Raw genomic sequence first — 18,576 nt, 5'->3', positions numbered from 1 at the left:
AGGATCGCAGTATTCTGGCATGCTTCGTGCATGACCACTTCGCTGCGCGTGCGTCCCCGGGTATGGATCGGCTTCGCGATCTGGCTCGCCTACATCGTGATCGTCTTCGGCGTGCAGACGGCCACCGGCATCCCGTACGACGAATGGGGGGACAGCGGCCAGAACCTCTTCCTCGGCGGAGGCCTGTCGCTGATCGTCGCGACGATCCTGCTGGCGATCACGACGTCGCTTCTCGGATGGTGGCGCCCCGCCCTGTTCGAGGATGCGCGGAGCCATCACCGGTGGCCGATCTTCGTGCCGATCCTCGTCGCGCTGCTGGCGGTCGTCAACCTCACCCTCACCGACTGGGCGTCGTACGACGGCGTCTTCTTCGCCGCATCCCTCGTGCTTCTGCTCGTCGGATTCACCGAGGAGATGACCGCGCGCGGGCTCATGCTCGTCGCGCTGCGCAGCCGACTGTCGGAGGTGTGGGTCTGGTTCCTCACCTCTGCCGCCTTCGGGCTCATGCACTTCATGAACTTCTTCCTGGGGCAGGACCTCGTGCCCACCCTGCAGCAGGTCGGCAGTGCGTTCCTCATCGGCACCGTCTTCTACATCCTTCGTCGCACGACCGGCACGCTGATCTGGGCGATGGTGCTGCACGCGGTCTGGGACTTCTCTGTCTTCGCCGTCGGCCATGGAACACCGAATCCGCTCGCTGGCCTCGTCGGAGTACTCGAGATGCTCTTCGGCGTCGTCGCCCTCGCGGTCGTGTGGTTCACGTTCCGCACGTCGGCACGGGGTGTCGAGGCGCGCATCTGACCTCGCCGCAGCCCCTCCGGCGCGGGTGAGGTGGCGGGGCCCCCACGACACCCGCCACCTCTGAACGCGACCGGCGACGGGGCTCCCCCCGGAGCGCCGTGCCCATCACGCGGCGCATCGACAGCAGATCACGAGTCCGGTGTCGAAGCGCCATTGATCAGGACACCGAATCGCCGGTTTCGTGACGCGGATGACACGAAACAGCGTCGAGTTCCTCGCCGTGAGAGCATCGGGAACACACCACGCCACCCCACACGAGGAGGACTCGGATGCTCGACACGTCTGACAGCGTGCGGCTCGGCCGCTCCGGCCTGAAGATCTCGAAGATCGTGCTCGGATGCATGAGCTTCGGCGCCTCGGATCGCGGGGCGCACGGCTGGACCCTCGACGAGGACGCGAGTCGCCCTCTCATCAGGCAGGCGCTCGAAGCCGGGATCACGACGTTCGACACCGCCGACGTCTACTCGGACGGCACCAGCGAGGAGTTCGTGGGGCGGGCACTCGCCGACTTCGCGCGGCGCGACGAGATCGTCATCGCGACCAAGGTCCACGGGCGCATGGGTCCCGGCGCGAACCAGGCCGGGCTCAGCCGCGCGCACATCCTCTCGGCCATCGACGCGAGCCTGCGACGACTCGGCACCGACCACGTCGACCTGTACCAGATCCACCGATGGGACCCCGAGACGCCCATCGACGAGACCATGAAGGCGCTGCACGACGTCGTGCGATCCGGCAAGGCCCGCTACATCGGGGCATCGTCGATGTGGGCATGGCAGTTCGCGAAGGCCCAGCACGTCGCCGCGCAGAACGGCTGGACGCCCTTCGTGTCGATGCAGGATCAGTACAACCTGCTGCAGCGCGAGGAGGAGCGGGAGATGCATCCGCTCTGCCTCGACTCCGGTGTCGGCGTGCTGCCGTGGTCGCCCCTCGCCCGCGGCAGGCTCACGCGCGACTGGGACGAGACGACGGCCCGCACCGAGACGGATGCCTTCGGCAAGACTCTCTACCGCCGCGAAGAGGACTCGAACCGGGCGATCGTCGATGCCGTCGCCCGCGTCGCCGAGGCGCGCGGCGTCTCCCGCGCCCGGATCGCGCTCGCGTGGGTCGCCCAGCAGTCGGCCGTCACGGCCCCGATCGTCGGCGCCACCCGGGCCGCGCACATCGACGACGCGGTCGCCGCCGCCGACATCCGGCTCGAGCCCGACGAGATCACCGCGCTCGAGAGCGCCTACACCCCGCGGGAACCCGAGGGCTTCTGAGGCCCGCGCCTACGCCTCGTCGATCTGCCCGATCGGCTCGCGCTTCTCGGCCTGGAACTGGTCTTCTGCACGGCCGCGTGCCCAGTACGCCGAGATCGAGAGACGGTCGCGCGGCACGTCGCGCTGCTTCAGGATCGCCCGCACGGCCTTGATCGTGCCGCGCTCACCGTGCGCGAAGACCCCGGGGTGCTCGTCGGTCCACGCGAGACCCTCGACGATCGACAGCAGCTCGTCGTCCGTCTCGGTCCAGTGCACCTGCACCCCCGCCGGGGTCTGGGGAAGGACGCGGTCGGCCGGCGCGGCGATCGACAGCACGACGTGCCCCACGGCATCCGGCTGCAGCGCCTCGACCGCCGACGAGATCGCCGGCAGCGCCGTGTGGTCGCCGATCAGCAGATGCCAGGGCGCTGCGGGGTCGGGCGCGTAACCGCCGCCGGCCCCGCTGACCACGAGCGTGTCGCCCGGCTGGGCGCGGCGCGCCCAGGGGCCCGCGACGCCCTCGTCGCCGTGCACGACGAAGTCGATCACGAGTCGTCGGCGGGCGGCATCCGTCGAACGCACCGTGTACGTGCGGCGAGTCGGGAGCTTCTCCGGGCTCTCGGCACGCAGCTGCGCGAGGTCGTACGGCGGCGTGAGGCCGTGGCTCGGATCGGCGAACAGGATCTTCACGTACTTGTCCGTCGAGGAGTTGTCGGTGAACGCCTCGTATCCGTCTCCGCCTGCCGTGATGCGGATGAGGTCGGGGCTGATCCGCTCCACCTCCTGCACGGCGAGGACCGCCTGGCTGGGTGCCTTCCGGGGCTGATCTGTCATTCCGTCTCCTGACGTGGGGGATCTCGTCTCCTCCAGTCTGCCGTGGTCAGCCCGGATGCGGGTCGGATCGCGCGTGGGCGATCGCCGCCACCAGTTCTGCGGTGCGGTCGCTGCGCAGCACGCGGCTCCTGCCCTTCGTGAGTCCCAGCCGCACGGCGGGCCCCGCCGACCAGAGGAGGTACTGTTCCGTGCCGGCGAGCCGCCACCCCCAGCCGCGCGAATCGGCGAACGACACGTCGACGACCTCGACCGCTTCGATCTCCTCGACGGATATATGCATGATCCGGAATGGATCGAGGTGTGCGTCGACATGGGTCGGGGTGACGACGACGGTCGCGTGCCTGACCAGCAGCAGCATCACCGCGATCAGCACCATGACCGTCGAGCTGACCATCAGAATCAGCAGCCACGCGTCGACCGGCTCCGGCCGGGCGACCAGCGCGGGCACCCCCAGCCACGCCACGAACACCAGCAGAGCCAGCGTGACGATGCCCACCACGGCGGTCCACCGAGGTCCCGTGCTCCGCTCGCGGAAGATCGTCGAGCCGTGATCCCCGCCCCTCACGCGGTCCACCCCGCAGCGACGACGACGACGAGCCCGAGCATCCCCGCTGCCCCGACCACGGCCGCGAGCACCAGAAGCGGTCGCGCCCCCGGCAGCGCTGCCCGGTCTCCGTGCGCGCGCAGACGTCGGTCGATCTCCCGATAGCGACGCTGCGACATCGACCAGACCCACACCGAGAAGAGCACCCCCGCGACCCCGCAGAGCACCCACGCCGCGTCGCCGAGCACGGCGGTCAGGATGCGCATCGACACCAGCGACCCGATGCCGAGGGCGAGCGCCGTGCGACGCCACGCGAGCTCGGTGCGCTCCGGCTGCAGACCGGGATCGAAGACCGGCATCAGCGCAGCAGGATCGCGAGGACGAGCAGCACTCCGGCGAGCGTGACCGCACCGCCGAGGAAGGCTCCCAGCCACGAACCGGGAAGGGGGTCGCCGCGTCGCAGCGCCCGCTCGGTCCCGGCCCAGCTGAGCCAGCCGAAGAGAGGAAGCACGATACCTGCGACGACGAGCGTCAGCGAGGCCGCGAGCCGCAACCCGGGGTGCAGATCGAGGCCGAGCAGGTCGAGCGCCACACCTCCTGCCAGAAGCGCCAGCGCCGTGCGGATCCACGCGAGAAAGGTCCGCTCGTTCGCGAGGGTGAAACGCGCATCCGGCTCATCGCCCACCGAGTAGACCGATCGGGGGAACCGCTCCGACGAGCGGGTCACCGCGGCACCGCCCCGAGGGACGCGACGAGTGCGTCGAGGTCATCGGCGTCGGGGTACGACTCGGCCGTGCCTCGGCGCTGCACCGCGAACGACGCCCCCAGAGTGGCGACGCGCGCCGCAGCGACGAGGTCGTCGCCCCCGGCCCGTCGCGCGGCGAGGATGCCGACGAACGCGTCGCCCGCCCCGGTCGTGTCGACCACATGCTCCACCGCGGGGGCGTCGATCGCCGTCGACCCACCGTCCTTCGCCATCACGATGCATCCCTCGCCTCCGAGCGTCGCGATCACGTCGATGCCGAGGCGGTCGCGCAGCCGCGTTGCCGCGTCGGTCGCATCGGAGAGCTGTCCGAGTCCGAGATGCGCTGCCGTGTCGATCGCCTCGGTCGCGTTGACCACGAGCAGAGATGCCGCACCGATGACCGCCTCCTCGAGAGGGACGAACGGTGCGAGGTTCAGGAGAAGAGACAGCTCTCTCTCCTTCGCCAGCCGGGCCGCCGCGGCGATGGCCTGCGCGGGAATCTCCCCCTGCGCGACGACGAGGGAGCCCGCCGCCGCGCCGTCCAGCGCCGAGCGCACGTCGGCGCCGGAGAGAAGGAGGTTCGCTCCCCCGGCGACGATGATCAGGTTCTCGCCCGTCTCGTCGACCACGACCGCGGCGTTGCCGGTCGCGGCGCCCGCGTGGCGAGCGAGGTGGGTGGTCTCGACACCGCGGGCCTCCAGAGCGTCGCGGACGGATGCTCCGCCGGGGTCATCGCCGACCGCCCCCACGAAGCGGACCAGGCCGCCCGCGAGCGCCGACGCTGCAGCCTGATTGGCGCCCTTTCCGCCGAGCGACTCCGTGTAGGCGGTCGCGTTCAGGGTCTCGCCTGCGCGAGGGAAGGAGATGACCGAGTAGCAGCGGTCGATGTTGGCGGAGCCCACCACGTACACAGGCTTCATCTCACGTGCACCGCCGATCTGCTCGAACAGGACGATGCTAGACCATCGCTCCGCGCGCCCGGATCGCTCGCGCCGATCGCCCCGCTGCACCCGATCTGAACTCCGCTGCGCGTTGGCGGATCGGTGGCGGCCGACTGACGGCAGGATGGCGGGTGGATGGCGTGGTGCGTCGTCCACCCCGGCGGAAACGATGGAGACATGAACAACACACGAATCCCCGAACTCCGACGCGACCAGGGATGGACGCAGGAGAAGCTGTCTTTCGAGAGCGGTGTCGGACTCCGCACCGTGCAGCGGCTCGAGGCCGGTCAGGATGCCAGCCTCGAATCGCTCGCGCTCATCGCCAACGCGCTCAGCGTGAGCGTGACCGACCTCTTCGAGCCCGCCGAGGAGATGGACGTGACCGATCGGCTCGAGTCGCTCGACCGGCGCGTCGACGAGCAGCAGACCGCACGCAATCGCGTGCTCCGCTCCTGGCGGATGCTGTACGTCGGCGTCGGCATCGTCGTGACGATCCTCAGCGTGCTTCTGGGCGGTGCGGGCGCGGCGATCATCATCGCCTACTGGTCGGGCGGGCTCATCGCGATCATCGCCCTCCAGCGCATCGTGCTGGAGCCCCGGCTCGATGAGAAGTATCCGCTCTCCCGTCAGCTCACTCGCACCCAGCGCAAGCGCGGGGCGCCGGTGCTGGTCGAGAAGTGACCCGGTCGCCGGCGCGAGTCCCGGTGCGGCGGCGGTGGCTGCTCATCGCCGCCGCCTCGGTGATCGCCGCCGGCCTCCTCACGCACGTCCTCGGGAGCGGACCGCTCGCGGACGCGGCGGGCGACGCTCTGTACGCCGTCATGATCTACCTCGCCATCGCCGTGGCCCTGCCGCGCGCGAGCGTCATCGCCGTCGGAGCGGGCGCCCTCGTTCTCTGCACGCTGATCGAGGTGTTCCAGCTCACCGGACTGCCGGCCCTGTGGGCGCAGGGCTTCTGGCCGGTGCGACTCGTGCTGGGCGTCGGCTTCGACGCGACAGATCTCGTCGCGTACGCGGCGGGGGCCTGTGCGGCGGCCCTGGTGGACGCGGCCGTCTCTCGCTCGCGTGCGACGGCTGCGGCGAAGCGTCGTCCGGTCGACACGGCGACGTGACCGGGCACGCGGACCTCTGTGATCCGCGTGCCCGTGCCTCAGCGCGGCGGAGCTATTGGATGCCCTCCTTCACGAGACGCCAGTTCTGGCAGGTCGCACCGGTCACTCCCCACTGCTGTGCGACCGCGCCGTCGGCGGTCGAGCATCCGTCGATCTCAAGGAGCTTGCCGCTGTTCGCGTTCGTGAACGTCCACCACCCGCCCGACGTCGTCGCGATCCAGTTCTGGGTCGTCGAGCCGGTCGCCCCCCACTGCACCGCGTCCACTCCGTCGGCCGTCGCTGCCGAGGGGATCTCGAGCAGCTTGCCGCTGTTCACGTTCACCAGCTGCGTCGACGTGCCCGACGGTCGCAGGTTCCACCGCTGAGTGGCGTTGTTCGTCGACCCCCACTGTCCGACGGCCGCGCCGTCGGACGTGAGGGCGCTCAGCACCTCGAGGAGCTTGCCGCTGGTGCGGTTGACCACCTGGAACTGCGGGTCGAGTGCGGTGCTGCGGTAGAGGTGGATCGCATCGAGCTCCGCGAAGTTCGTGCCCTTGGTGAAGCGGATGGTGTTGGTGCCGGCAGCGAGGGTGACGGTCTTCTGCGCCCACCCGTAGCGACCCCAGTCGACCGTCGCCGGATAGCTGATGGCTGACGCCGTGCCACCGTTGACGCTGACGTTGTGGGTCGCCGTCGAGCCGAATCCGTTGTCGTAGCGCGCGTTCAGCGTGTAGCTGCCGGCCGCGGGGACGCGGACGGTGAACTGCACGTAACTGCCCGCGTTGTTGATGTTGCCGATCTTCTGGCCGTTGGCGGCCTGCGGGTGCGAGACGACCGCAGCGTCGTTCACGGTCGCCTTCTCGGCCTCGTACTGCTGCGCGTCGAGCGGGATCGACCCCACCCGCACATCGTTGAGACCGGTCACCGTGTTCTCGACGTTCGTCGCCTGGTACAGCGTGCGGCCATCGGCGCTCACGTCGATCCCCTGCGCGAAACCGCTGAAGTTGCCGCCCTGCGTGTCGGTCGCGTCATAGGTCACGGCCATCGGGAGTCGCTCCCAGGGGCCCGCACCGAGGTTGTAGTTCACGAAGAAGTTCTGGCCGCCGTCGATGGCTCCGGAGGCGGTCAGCGACCACTTGGATGCGACGACCAGCATGCCCTTCGGTCCACCGGACGGCACCCACTTCACATACGGCGATGAGCCGATGCCTCGACCGTCGGCCAGCTGGATGGGGCTGCCGATGCTCGTCGTGGTGCCCCAGTTCAGCCCGTCAGCGGAGATCTTGAAGTAGACGGGTGCCGTGTTCTGGCTCTGGCTGGGCCTGTTGACGACCTCGAACGTGGCGATGTACCGACCGTCGGGCATCTTCGCCACGGTGATCATGCCCGGTCGGTCGCTCTGGTTGGTCGGCGCCGAGACGTTGACCAGCGGTCCCCACGTCTGTCCCCCGTCGGTGGAGCGTCGATACGACACGGCCTGCAGCACGCCGTTCGCCTTCTGCCGCTCGTCGGAGTAATACGCGACGAGACCGCCGTTGCCGTCGATGGCGAGCGACGGCTCCCACACGGTCGTGGTGGTGGAGGTGGGTGACGGGTCGTAGACCGCGGGGCCGCCGGAGTCGATGGTGCTGAGGAAGCTCCACGTCGATCCGCGATCGGTGCTCTTGTAGACGACGAGCCTGCTGCTCGATCGGTCCTCCGGCATGATCATGCCCGTCAGCAGGATGGTGCCGGCGGCGAGGTTCCCCGTGGTCTGCGTGACCTCGAAGAGGAAGGGCTGCGCCGTCCGCGTGAACGTGGGGAACGTCGCGCTCGGGTTGACGTCGGCGACCTTGGTCCACGACGAGCCGTCGTCGGTGCTGCGGTAGACGGGGTAGACCTGCACGCCGTTCTGGAGCACCAGCTTGTCGAACGTGACGAGCTGCGTGCCGTTGTTCGACCCGTTGTTCTTCAGGACGATGATCTTCGCGTACGTGGTGCCGGCGGGGGCACCGCCCTCGGGGTTGAACGACGAGCCCGCCGCCGGCGAGTAGACCAGTGCGCCGTTGCCGGTGGTCACGGCGGATGCCGGGCTGGGGGTGATGACGGCGGCGGCGACCAGGGCGAGGCCGGCGATGACGGTGACCAGTCTCTGGGCGGTTCGGCCGCGCGGTACTTGGGGATCCTGCATGTTCTCCTGCTCCTCAGTTCTCCGGGGGGCGAGAGCGTGCGCGCGCCCACGCAGCGCGTGCCCTTGCACTCGATGTGGTGAAGCGAGCCTCGACGCTGCGGGTTCTGCAACGTTGTAGAGACCCGTCGCCACCGTAGGGTCGGATCGCTCCGACGTCAAGCATCCGTGTGTCGATCGGTCGGACGCCGGGGCCGGAGGGGAAACGTTGTAGAGTGCCCAGAATGAAACCAGGGGCAGAGGCGACGGCGACTCTGCACGACGTCGCTCGGGCGGCGGGCGTGTCGATCAAGACCGTGTCGAACGTGATCAACGGCTATCCGCACATCCGCCCGGAGACTCGCGAGCGGGTCGAGAAGGCGATCGATCAGCTGCGCTATCAGCCCAACCGGGCGGCGCGCAGTCTGCGCTCGGGGCGCACCGACATGATCGGGCTCATCGTGCCCGATCTGCGCAATCCCTATTTCGCCGAGCTGGCCGATGATGTGATGCGCGCGGCGCGGGAGCGCGGTTTCTCGGTGCTCATCGAGCAGTTCGACCTCGACCGCGACAGCGAGCTCGCGGCGCTGCGCGATGCGCACCTGCGCGGCCTCGACGGCATCCTGCACTCCGTGCTCACCCTCGAGCAGGGCGACGCGGCGCTGCTCGAGCGGGTGCCCGTGCCCATGGTCCTGCTCGGCGAGCGGCTCTTCGACTCGTCGCGCGACCACGTGACCATGCGGAACACCGAGGGGGCGCACGCCGCGACGACGCACCTGCTCGGCCTGGGTCGCCGCCGCATCCTGGCGCTCGGCTCGCACCCCAGCGAGGAGTCCGGGTCGCCGGGTCTGCGTCTTCGCGGATATTCGGACGCGCTCGCCGACGCGGGAGTCGCCTTCGACGACGACCTCGTGGTCCCCGTCGACCTCTGGCATCGGGCCGACGGAGCCGACGCGATGCGCGCCGTGCTCGACGCGGGGGTGCGGTTCGACGGCATCGTCGCCTTCAACGACTCCCTCGCGCTGGGCGCGATGCGGGTGCTCCTCGAACGAGGCGTCCGCGTGCCCGACGACGTGGCCGTGATCGGCTTCGACGACCTCGACGAGACGCGCTACAGCCTGCCCGCCCTCTCGACGATCAACCCCGGGCGGTCCGAGATCGCGAAGACCGCGGTCGAGCTTCTGGTCGCGCGCATCGGCGGCGCCGACGCGGGCCCGCCGCGCGAGGTCTTCACCGACTTCTCGCTCGTCGAGCGCGAGTCCACCACGCCGGCGCGCTGAACCGACGATCCGCCTCTTGACATCGATCGCCCGAGGCGCGATCATCCATTTACAACGTTTACCTCCATCGTTGTAGAAGCTATGCACCCGGCACCCGAGCCGACACGACAACGCAGTCACAGAAGGGCATCGAAGATGATGAGACGAACGATCATGGCGGTCGCCGCGGCGAGCGCGGCAGCGCTCACCCTCGCGGGTTGCTCCGCCCCGGCGGAAGACGACTCCGACGGCCCCACCGCGCTCACGTTCTGGCACGGATACACCGAGGCCGACGGCGAGGTCCTCGACCAGATCGTGGCCGATTTCAACGAGTCGCAGGACGACTACGTCATCACGACCGAGACCAAGACGTGGGCGGTCATCGACGACACCCTGCTCCCCGCCCTCTCGTCCGACGAGGGTCCGGACATCGTCGCGATGCCGGCCGAGCGGATGCCGGTGTACGCCGACCGCGGCGCGTTCGTCGACCTGACCGACTTCTACGGGTCGGACGACAGCAACACCTCCGAGCTCGCGGAGCAGTCCGTCGACATGGTCACGGTCGACGGGGCGCCGTACGGGGTCCCGACCGGCTTCGTGCCGCTCTCGGTCTTCTACAACAAGGCGCTGTTCACCGCGGCGGGCATCGACGAGTTCCCCACCACCTGGGACGAATGGGTCGAGGCCGCGAAGGCGCTCACGGTCGACGAGGACGGCGACGGAACCCCCGAGCAGTACGGGTTGGCACTTCCCGATCATGCGACCGTCGCGAACGGCCTGTGGCCGAGCCTGCTGCTCAGCGGCGGCGGCGGGATCGTCGACGGCTCGACCGAGGCCGTCATCGACTCGAGCGAGAACGCCGACTCGATCGCGTACTGGGTCGACGCCATCGCGAACGACAAGATCTCCCCCACCGGACTCGACGGCATCGGCGCCGACGAGCTCTTCAGCTCGGGCAAGGCCGCGATGCACGTCGGCGGTCCGTGGATGTCGTTCATCTCGGCCGACAACGACATCGACTACGGCATCGCCGCGATCCCCGCCGGTCCCGAGGACCAGGCGGCCTCGGCCATCGGCGTCTCGATGGGCATCACCGAGCAGGCCGATGACGCACAGGTCGCCGGAGCCGAGGCGTTCTTCTCGTACTTCTTCCAGGAAGACGTCGCCACGGAGTGGTCCCTCGCCTCGGGATGGCCGCCGCTGCGCACCGACATCCCCGTGGAATCCGTCGAGGCGAACCCGGTCGTCGTGTCACTGACCGAGATCGCGCCGACGGGCCGCGCCCTGCTGCCCGGTGTGGTCAACAGCGTCGACGTGCTGGCCGCCATCGACACCCTCACTCAGAAGGCCGTCGCCGGAGGCGACATCGACGAGCTGCTCGCCGCTGCACAGAGCGAGATCCAGCAGGCCATCCAGTGACCCCGCTCGCGGGAGGGGCGCCCACGTCGCCCCTCCCGCGTCCTTCCTCAGAAAGCAGCGCCCGATGACGACGCAGGCAGCAGCACCGCCCACCCGCCGCGCGTACCGCCCACCCGCCCCGTTGGGCGGACGCAGCCCCCTCCGCCGCAGCAACAGGTACCGCCTCACGGTGGTCGCCTTCCTCCTTCCGGCGATCATCATCCTCACGGTGTTCGTCGCCTGGCCGATGATCTCCGCCCTGCGGCTCTCGTTCACCGATGCGAGCGGGTTCGGCGATGAGGAGTTCGTCGGGTTCCAGAACTACATCGACGTCTTCACCGACTCCGGCGTGCTGACCGCGATGGGCAACACCGCCCTCTACGCGCTGCTGTTCACGCCTCTCGTCGTGGTGCTCGCGCTGGCGTTCGCGCTGCTGCTGAACAACCGGCTCCTCCCGGGGCGCGGTGCCTTCCGCACCCTGCTGTTCCTGCCGTTCATCGTGTCGCTGGCTGTCGCGGCGTTCGCATGGTCCTACCTCCTCGACCCGCAGATCGGCCTGCTCAACTACTGGTTGCGCGGCTTCGGCATCCAACTCGGCAACGTCCTGCAGGACCCGGTGCTCGCGATGCCCACCGTCGTGCTCGTCGCCGTCTGGAAGAGCTTCGGCTTCTACATGGTGATCTTCCTCGCCGGGCTGCAGGACATCCCCGGCAGCCTCTACGAAGCGGCGCGCGTCGACGGCGCGAGCGCGTGGCAGAGGTTCCGCAGCATCACCCTGCCGATGCTCAGCAACTCGCTCGGGTTCGTGCTCATCGTCGCGCTGATCGCCGCCCTGCAGGCGTTCGATCAGATCTACGTGATGACCGGCGGCGGCCCCTACGGCAGCACGCAGACCATCGTCATGGAGATCTACGAAGCAGGCTTCCGCAAGCTCGAGCTCGGTTTCGCGTCGGCGCTCTCGTACGTCCTTCTGCTGATCACACTGGTGCTGAGCCTGGTGCAGTTCCTCTTCTTCAGCCGGCGAGAGGCGGACGCCTCATGACCCTCGTGGCCCCCGCTCCCGTCATCCGTCGCTCCCCGCACGCGACACGGCGACGCATCGCATCCGTCGCGCTGCTGATCGTCGCCGCCGCCGCGACGCTCGCGGTGATGCTCCCGATCCTCATCATCGTCTTCACCGCCTTCAAGCCCGTCTCCGAGGTGAACGCCTACCCGCCCACGCTCGTCCCGGGGGCATGGACGCTCGACAACTTCGCCCGGATCTTCACCGAGCTGCCGTTCGCACGACTGATCCTCAACAGCTTCGTGTTCGCCGGCGGGGTCACCGTGTTCGCGCTGGTCTTCGACTCGCTGGCCGCGTATGCGCTGGCCCGCCTGGACTTCCGCGGCAGCAGGGTCCTGCTCATCGCGATCATCGCGAGCCTGATGATCCCGTTCCAGGCGACCCTGATCCCGATCTACCAACTCGTCTCCGATCTCGGATGGGTGAACTCCTACGCCGGACTCATCGCTCCGCGCGCCGCAGACGCGTTCGGCATCTTCTTCCTGCGGCAGTTCTTCCTCTCCCTCCCGCGCGACCTCGACAACGCCGCGCGCATCGACGGAGCCAGCGAGTTCCGCATCTTCCGCAGCGTCGTGCTGCCGAACGCGGTGCCCGCACTCCTGACGCTCGGGATCTACGTCTTCGTGAACAACTGGAACGACCTGCTGTGGCCGCTCGTGTTCACGACGGATGCCGAGATGGGCACCGTCACATCGGGACTCACCCTGCTGACCGGCCCCGGCGGCATCATCCCCCAGGGGGTGATGATGGCGGGCTCGCTCATCGCGGTCCTGCCCCTCGCCATCGTCTTCCTGCTCATCCAGCGACGCTTCGTCGAAAGCATCGCCTCGACCGGACTGAAGTGACATTCCCATGACCTGGTATCGCGACGGCCTCCTCCATTTCGGCCTCGGAATCGAGAACACCTTCATCCCCCAGGAGCGTCCCGGCGAACGGGCGATCGACGAATACGCCCTCACCGAGCACTACGAGCAGTGGAGCGACGACCTGGGCCTCGCCTCCTCGGTCGGCGCGGAGTTCATGCGCTGGGGCATCCCCTGGCACGTCGTCTCTCCCGAGCGCGGGCGGTGGGACTGGTCGTGGACCGACAGGGTGATGGACCGCTTCGGCGAGCTCGGCATCCGCCCCATCGTCGACATCCTCCACTACGGGACGCCGCTGTGGATCGACGATCAGTTCGCGCATCCCGACTACCCGCAGTACGTCGCCGAGTACGCGGCGCGGGCCGCGGAGCGCTACCGAGACGTCGCCACCGACTACACGCCGGTGAACGAGCCGATGCTGCACTCCCTGTTCAGCGGTGAATACGCGTACTGGCCCCCCTATCGGAGCGGCGCGGAGGGCCTGGTCGAGATCGCGACGGCCATCGCGCAGGGGTTCGTGCTGACCCAGCGCGCGATCGCCGACGTGCTCGGCGACCGGGCGACGTTCGTGCATGTCGACGCCTCCATGCGCTACGCGGGCGACATCGACGCCCCCGAGCACTGGGAGACCGCGAGGCGCTACTCGCACCAGGGCTTCCTGGTCGAAGACCTCGTGACGGGCAAGGTCGACGACCGGCATCCGCTCTCCTCCCTCCTGCGCTCACGCGGCGCCTCGCGCGAGGTGCTCCAGTGGTTCCGCGACAACGCCGTGCAGCCCGACGTGATGGGCGTGAACTACTACCCGCGGCACTCGACCGAGCTGTTCGAGGCCGGAGTGCACCACGGCGGCGGATTCGCCGACCCGCGCCCGACCCGCGACGACGGAGTCGACGGCCTCAAGGAGATGCTGCGCCGCTACGCCGAGCGCTACGGCGCACCGGTGATGCTCGCCGAGACCTGCGTGACCGACGATGCGCAGACGCGCATCTCCTGGATGGACGCCTCGGTCGCCGCCGTCGAGGAGCTCCGGGCCGAGGGCACGGACGTCGTCGGATACACCTGGTGGCCCCTGTTCGACATGTACGAATGGACGTACCGCCACAGCACCGCTCCCCGGGCCGACCACCTGCTCACCATGGGGCTCTTCGACCTCGTCGAGACGCCGTCGGGGCTCGAGCGTCGGCGGAACCCCGTCGCCGACCGATTCGCCGCGTACGCCCGCGAGTCGGCCGTCTCGCGCACCGGCTCCGTCCGCGCGTCCTGACGCCGTCGGGAAGAAAAGAGAAGAGCCGGTCAGGAAATCAATCCTGACCGGCTCTCTCGCTCACTGTGCGCGAGGGGGGACTCGAACCCCCACGTCCTTGCGAACACTGGCACCTGAAGCCAGCGCGTCTACCATTCCGCCACTCGCGCGAGTGTCTCGTTCCGAAGAAGTCAACTTTGCGAGGATATCACGCGTTCCGTCCTGCGATGAAACCGACGGCGCACGGTGTCGGGCGGAGAACTCCGTGTCGGGCGGAGGATGCGCCGTGATCGCTCCGCCCGACAGGGAGATGGCCGCCCGAAACCGCCCCGGAGGCATCGAAACGGCGCCCGGAACCCCGCCGAGACACCCGGAAACACGCCCCTCGACGGCGTACACCCAGGACACCTGGCTACGATGTCCCTACCGGTCGGCATGCCAGAGGAGCCCAGTGGGACTACTTGACAGCTTTGAGAAGGGTCTCGAACGCGCTGTGAACAGCGCCTTCGCGAAGACCTTCCGCAGCGGCATCCAGCCCGTGGAGATCGCCTCGGCCCTGCGCCGCGAGGCCGACACCAACGCGGCTGTGGTGAGCCGCGACCGCATCATCGCGCCCAACAGCTATGTCGTGCGCCTCAGCACCGACGACGCCGAACGCATGCGAGGCCTGGGCGGGGCTCTGACCGACGAGCTGCACGCCCTGCTCACCACGCACGGCAAGGCGCAGGGCTACAGCTTCGCCGGGCCGCTGTCGATCTCGCTCGAGGCCGACGACAAGATCGCCACCGGAACCGTGAACGTCTCGTCCGGCACCGTCGAAGGACGCGTCAGCTGGCAGGCCGTGATCGACGTCGACGGTCGCCGTCACTCGATCACGCGCGCCCGCACGGTCATCGGTCGCGGAACCGACGCCGACATCACCATCTCGGATGCCGGTTCGAGCCGCAAGCACGTCGAGGTGCTGTGGGACGGCGAGCGCGCCATGATGCGCGACCTCGGATCCACGAACGGCACCAAGGTCAACGGCCAGAAGGTGCGCGAGGCGTCTCTGCCCACCGACACGACCATCACGATCGGCCGCACCGACCTCGTCTTCCGCGTCGTCCCGGTCGCCACTCCGTCCCGTCCGCCGCGCCCGCGCGACGACGACGCGACCCGTGCGTTCGGAGCGATCTCGTGACCACGCCCAGTGAGCTCGTCCTGCTCCTGCTGCGCATCGGGTTCCTCCTGCTGCTGTGGTTCTTTGTCTTCGGCGTCGTCTACTCGCTGCGCGCCGACCTGTTCGGCATGAAGGTGCGCAAGCTCCCCGCCGAGGGCGAGGCCGCGGCTCCCGCACCCTCCACTCCCCCGGCTCCCGCGCGGCCCGCGTCGGCGAAGCCGGCGTCGGCGAAGCCCGCGACCACGGGACCGGCGACGGTCACCACCGCGAAGCGCCTCGTCATCACCTCGGGACCCAAGGCCGGACTCGAACTGGCGCTCGGCTCGGAGACGCTGACGATCGGGCGCTCGAGCGAATCCGCCCTCGTGATCCGCGACGACTACACGTCCAGCCACCACGCGCGGCTCCTGCTGCGGGGCGACAGCTGGGCGATCCAGGACCTCGACTCGACCAACGGCACGTTCGTCGCCGGCCAGCGCGTGAGCGGCAACCCGGTCTCGCTCTCGCTCGGCACTCCCATCAAGGTGGGCGCCACGACCTTCGAGCTGCGAGCCTGACCCCGGCATGGTCTTCGAGGGCTCGAGCGTCGCGATCTCCCACACCGGGAAGGTCCGCTCCAACAATCAGGACTCCGGATACTCCGGGGCGAACCTGTTCGTCGTGGCCGACGGCATGGGCGGACACGCCGGAGGAGACGTCGCGTCGAGCATCGCCATCCACCGGATGCAGCCGCTCGACCAGCCGTACTCCTCGGTCGACGACGCGCAGGCGTCGCTGCAGGCTGCGGCCACCACGGCGGCCGGCGACCTGATCCGCGCCGCGAAGGACCGCCCGGAGCTCGCCGGACTCGGCACCACGCTCAGCGCGATCATCATGGTCGACGACTTCGCCGTCATCGGCCACATCGGCGACTCGCGCATCTATCTCTACCGCGATGACGCGGTCACCCAGATCACGGCCGACCACACGTTCGTGCAGCGTCTGGTCGACTCGGGTCGCATCACCCCCGAAGAGGCCCGCTACCACCCGCGCCGCTCGGTGCTCATGCGGGTGCTCAGCGACATGGACGCCGATCCCGAGCTCGACATGTTCGTGATGCACACCCAGCCGGGCGACCGGTGGCTGCTGTGCTCCGACGGCCTCTCGGGCGTCGTCGACGAGGCGCACATCCTCAAGGCGATGCGTCTCGGCATGGCTCCGGGACGCACGGCCGACAACCTGCTCAAGCAGGCGCTCGACGGCGGCGCCCCCGACAACGTCACGATCGTGCTCGTCGACGTCGGCGGTCAGCACGCCATGCACTCGGGCACCGCGACGATCGTCGGATCCGCCTCGAACCCCGAGAACGTCACCGTGCCGCCGGTGCGCGCGCCGCGCAGCAGCTGGCTGCATCCGGTGCGTCAGGCGGCCAACGAGCCCAGCCACTTCGAGCCCGCACCCGAGTATCTCGAGGAGCTCATCGAAGAGGACCGTCGGCGTGCACGCCGGCGGCGCCTGGGCTGGATCGCCGGGATGCTCGTCGTGCTCGCCGCCCTCGCGTTCGCCGCCTTCGCCGCCTACAGCTGGACCCAGACGCGCTACTTCGTGGGCGCCGACGAGGACAGCGTGGTGATCTACCAGGGCGTCCAGCAGAACATCGGCCCGATCGTCCTCTCGACGCCGCTGCAGGACACCGACATCCTGCTCGCCGATCTGCCGCCGTATCAGCGCGACTCCGTCGAGCGCACGATCACCGCCCGCTCGCTCTCCGACGCCGAGGCGATCGTCGCGCGACTGCAGGCCGGCGCCGACCGCGTCATCAACTCGACGCCGCTGCCGACGCCCGTGCCGACGCCGAGTCCCGAGCCCACGGACGGAGCGGGATGAGCACCGACGTCTCGGCCGACACCAGCGTCATCAAGGCCCTCAGGAAGATGCGGATGCCGCAGACGCAGCGCAACCGCGAGTTCTGGCTGCTCCTGTTCGCCGTCGCGATCAGCGGCGCGGCGCTCACTCTCGTGCAGCTGGGCGCCCTGGGCCTGATCGACCCGATGATCCTCGCGATCGGCGGCGGCCTCGCCGTGCTCGCGTTCGCCCTGCACTTCGTGCTGCGCGCCGTGGCGTCCGACGCCGATCCGTTCGTACTGCCCATCGCGACGCTGCTCACGGGTCTCGGCATCGCGATGATCTACCGCATCGACATCGCCGAATCGCTCACCGGCTGGAACGCGTATTCGACCAAGCAGCTCGCCTGGACGGCCATCTCCCTCGCCGGTGCGATCACGGTCGTCATCCTGCTGCGCAACTACCGCGTGCTGTTCCGGTACACCTACATCTTCGGCCTCTCCGGCATCCTGCTGCTGCTCCTCCCCTTCGTGCCGGGTCTGCGCATCCCCGACGCCAACGCGCAGGTGTGGGTCTCGCTCGGCGGCATGTTCGCCTTCCAGCCGGGTGAGCTCGCCAAGATCTGCCTCGCGATCTTCTTCGCCGGCTATCTGGTGCGCACCCGCGAGAGCCTGACATCGGTGGGAACGCGGTTCCTGGGCATCACGTGGCCGCGCATGCGCGAGCTCGGCCCGGTGCTCGTGGTGTGGGCGATCTCGCTCGGCATCATCGTGATCCAGCGCGACCTCGGCACCGGAACCCTCATCTTCGGCATGTTCGTCGCGATGCTGTACGTGGCGACGGGCAAGACCAGCTGGGTGCTCATCGGCCTCGCGCTCGTCGCCGCGGGTGTCGCCGTCGCGACGCAGATCCTCAGCTATGTGCAGGGCCGCTTCACGAACTGGCTGTTCCTCTTCGATCCCGAGAAGGTCGACCCCGACGGCGCGGGATTCCAGCCCATGCAGGGCCTCTTCGGCCTCGCGCACGGCGGGCTGCTGGGCACCGGCTGGGGCCAGGGCCGTCCGAACGTCACTCCCCTCGCGCACAGCGACTACATCATCACCAGCCTCGGCGAGGAGATCGGTCTGATCGGCCTCTTCGCCATCCTGTGCCTGTACATGGTGTTCATCAGCCGAGGCATCCGCATCGGGCTCGCGGGTCAGGACGACTTCGGGAAGCTCCTGGCGACGGGCCTCTCCTTCACGATCGCGCTGCAGGTGTTCATCATGGTCGGCGGCGTGACGCGCGTCATCCCGCTCACGGGCCTCACCACGCCGTTCCTCGCCGCCGGCGGATCGTCACTCGTCGCGAACTGGCTGATCGTGGCGATCCTGCTGCGCATCTCCGACGGCGTCCGCAGCCAACCGAGGACGGTGATCGGCTGACAT

19 protein-coding genes and 1 tRNA gene are annotated in these 18,576 nt (G+C 69.1%); 13 read left to right on the top strand and 7 right to left on the bottom strand.

The features are described 5' to 3' along the window. Positions 1-30 precede the first annotated feature (30 nt). Together HWD99_RS07785 and HWD99_RS07780 are read left to right on the top strand one after the other, a co-directional pair. Positions 31-801 (top strand): CPBP family intramembrane glutamic endopeptidase, encoded by a 771-nt coding sequence (locus HWD99_RS07785; protein WP_241795658.1) that lies wholly within the window; start codon positions 31-33, stop codon positions 799-801. A 269-nt stretch (positions 802-1,070) separates the two neighbouring features. Further along, the gene (locus HWD99_RS07780; RefSeq protein ID WP_241795657.1) at positions 1,071-2,060 is read left to right on the top strand and encodes an aldo/keto reductase; all 990 of its coding nucleotides are present in this window, start codon (positions 1,071-1,073) and stop codon (positions 2,058-2,060) included. Between the two features lie 9 nt (positions 2,061-2,069). On the opposite strand, the gene HWD99_RS07775 is transcribed toward HWD99_RS07780, so the two are convergent. Genes HWD99_RS07775 through HWD99_RS07755 form a run of 5 tightly spaced genes read right to left on the bottom strand, consistent with a single transcriptional unit; the run spans position 2,070 to position 5,067 of the window. Next, entirely contained in the window at positions 2,070-2,873 is an 804-nt protein-coding gene (locus HWD99_RS07775; RefSeq protein ID WP_241795656.1) for a siderophore-interacting protein, read from the bottom strand. 46 nt (positions 2,874-2,919) lie between these two features. Then, positions 2,920-3,438: a hypothetical protein gene (locus HWD99_RS07770; RefSeq protein ID WP_241795655.1), complete on the bottom strand. Its 519-nt coding sequence runs from the start codon at positions 3,436-3,438 to the stop codon at positions 2,920-2,922. Further along, a complete protein-coding gene (locus HWD99_RS07765; RefSeq protein WP_241795654.1) occupies positions 3,435-3,776 on the bottom strand; it encodes a DUF202 domain-containing protein in 342 nt (113 codons plus the stop codon). The genes HWD99_RS07770 and HWD99_RS07765 overlap by 4 nt, the downstream gene beginning before the upstream one ends. After that, positions 3,776-4,144, bottom strand: a complete 369-nt coding sequence (locus tag HWD99_RS07760) for a DUF202 domain-containing protein (protein WP_241795653.1) — start codon at positions 4,142-4,144, stop codon at positions 3,776-3,778. The genes HWD99_RS07765 and HWD99_RS07760 overlap by 1 nt, the downstream gene beginning before the upstream one ends. Then, positions 4,141-5,067, bottom strand: a complete 927-nt coding sequence (locus HWD99_RS07755) for a PfkB family carbohydrate kinase (protein ID WP_241795652.1) — start codon at positions 5,065-5,067, stop codon at positions 4,141-4,143. The genes HWD99_RS07760 and HWD99_RS07755 overlap by 4 nt, the downstream gene beginning before the upstream one ends. A gap of 213 nt (positions 5,068-5,280) precedes the next feature. Between HWD99_RS07755 and HWD99_RS07750 the strand changes: the two genes are divergently transcribed. Together HWD99_RS07750 and HWD99_RS07745 are read left to right on the top strand one after the other, a co-directional pair. Continuing rightward, positions 5,281-5,784, top strand: coding sequence for a helix-turn-helix domain-containing protein (locus HWD99_RS07750; protein WP_241795651.1), 504 nt, complete (start codon positions 5,281-5,283; stop codon positions 5,782-5,784). Then, positions 5,781-6,215, top strand: a complete 435-nt coding sequence (locus HWD99_RS07745) for a DUF2809 domain-containing protein (RefSeq protein WP_241795650.1) — start codon at positions 5,781-5,783, stop codon at positions 6,213-6,215. Before HWD99_RS07750 ends, HWD99_RS07745 begins: the two co-directional genes overlap by 4 nt. 52 nt (positions 6,216-6,267) lie before the next feature. On the opposite strand, the gene HWD99_RS07740 is transcribed toward HWD99_RS07745, so the two are convergent. Further along, positions 6,268-8,364 carry an RICIN domain-containing protein gene (locus HWD99_RS07740; protein ID WP_241795649.1) on the bottom strand — a complete coding sequence of 699 codons (2,097 nt, stop codon included), beginning with the start codon at positions 8,362-8,364 and terminating at the stop codon, positions 6,268-6,270. Between the two features lie 221 nt (positions 8,365-8,585). Between HWD99_RS07740 and HWD99_RS07735 the strand changes: the two genes are divergently transcribed. The 5 genes from HWD99_RS07735 to HWD99_RS07715 all read left to right on the top strand — a co-directional run bounded on the left by HWD99_RS07735 (position 8,586) and on the right by HWD99_RS07715 (position 14,187). Continuing rightward, positions 8,586-9,620, top strand: a complete 1,035-nt coding sequence (locus tag HWD99_RS07735) for a LacI family DNA-binding transcriptional regulator (RefSeq protein ID WP_241795648.1) — start codon at positions 8,586-8,588, stop codon at positions 9,618-9,620. 135 nt (positions 9,621-9,755) lie between these two features. Next, entirely contained in the window at positions 9,756-11,018 is a 1,263-nt protein-coding gene (locus HWD99_RS07730) for an ABC transporter substrate-binding protein (RefSeq protein ID WP_241795647.1), read from the top strand. 64 nt (positions 11,019-11,082) lie between these two features. Then, positions 11,083-12,039, top strand: coding sequence for a carbohydrate ABC transporter permease (locus tag HWD99_RS07725; protein WP_241795646.1), 957 nt, complete (start codon positions 11,083-11,085; stop codon positions 12,037-12,039). Further along, the gene (locus HWD99_RS07720; protein ID WP_241795645.1) at positions 12,036-12,905 is read left to right on the top strand and encodes a carbohydrate ABC transporter permease; all 870 of its coding nucleotides are present in this window, start codon (positions 12,036-12,038) and stop codon (positions 12,903-12,905) included. Before HWD99_RS07725 ends, HWD99_RS07720 begins: the two co-directional genes overlap by 4 nt. 7 nt (positions 12,906-12,912) lie before the next feature. After that, positions 12,913-14,187 carry a family 1 glycosylhydrolase gene (locus HWD99_RS07715; RefSeq protein WP_241795644.1) on the top strand — a complete coding sequence of 425 codons (1,275 nt, stop codon included), beginning with the start codon at positions 12,913-12,915 and terminating at the stop codon, positions 14,185-14,187. 66 nt (positions 14,188-14,253) lie between these two features. Here HWD99_RS07715 and HWD99_RS07710 read toward each other — a convergent pair. Next, positions 14,254-14,336, bottom strand: a tRNA-Leu gene (locus HWD99_RS07710). A gap of 281 nt (positions 14,337-14,617) precedes the next feature. Between HWD99_RS07710 and HWD99_RS07705 the strand changes: the two genes are divergently transcribed. From HWD99_RS07705 to HWD99_RS07690, 4 genes are read left to right on the top strand one after another with little or no spacing between them, the layout of a single operon-like run. Then, on the top strand, positions 14,618-15,346 hold the full coding sequence (locus HWD99_RS07705) for a DUF3662 and FHA domain-containing protein (RefSeq protein WP_241795643.1): 729 nt from the start codon (positions 14,618-14,620) through the stop codon (positions 15,344-15,346). Then, positions 15,343-15,882 (top strand): FHA domain-containing protein, encoded by a 540-nt coding sequence (locus HWD99_RS07700; protein ID WP_241795642.1) that lies wholly within the window; start codon positions 15,343-15,345, stop codon positions 15,880-15,882. The genes HWD99_RS07705 and HWD99_RS07700 overlap by 4 nt, the downstream gene beginning before the upstream one ends. 7 nt (positions 15,883-15,889) lie before the next feature. Then, complete coding sequence (locus tag HWD99_RS07695) at positions 15,890-17,191, top strand: PP2C family serine/threonine-protein phosphatase (RefSeq protein ID WP_241795641.1); 1,302 nt, start codon at positions 15,890-15,892, stop codon at positions 17,189-17,191. After that, positions 17,188-18,573, top strand: coding sequence for an FtsW/RodA/SpoVE family cell cycle protein (locus tag HWD99_RS07690; RefSeq protein WP_241795640.1), 1,386 nt, complete (start codon positions 17,188-17,190; stop codon positions 18,571-18,573). The genes HWD99_RS07695 and HWD99_RS07690 overlap by 4 nt, the downstream gene beginning before the upstream one ends. Positions 18,574-18,576 lie beyond the last annotated feature (3 nt).

The organism is Microbacterium sp. C5A9, from assembly GCF_022627955.1.
In the GTDB taxonomy this organism is placed as follows: Bacteria; Actinomycetota; Actinomycetes; order Actinomycetales; family Microbacteriaceae; genus Microbacterium.
Note: the sequence above shows the minus strand (reverse complement) of the source record. Positions and strands in the feature narration are given on the sequence as shown.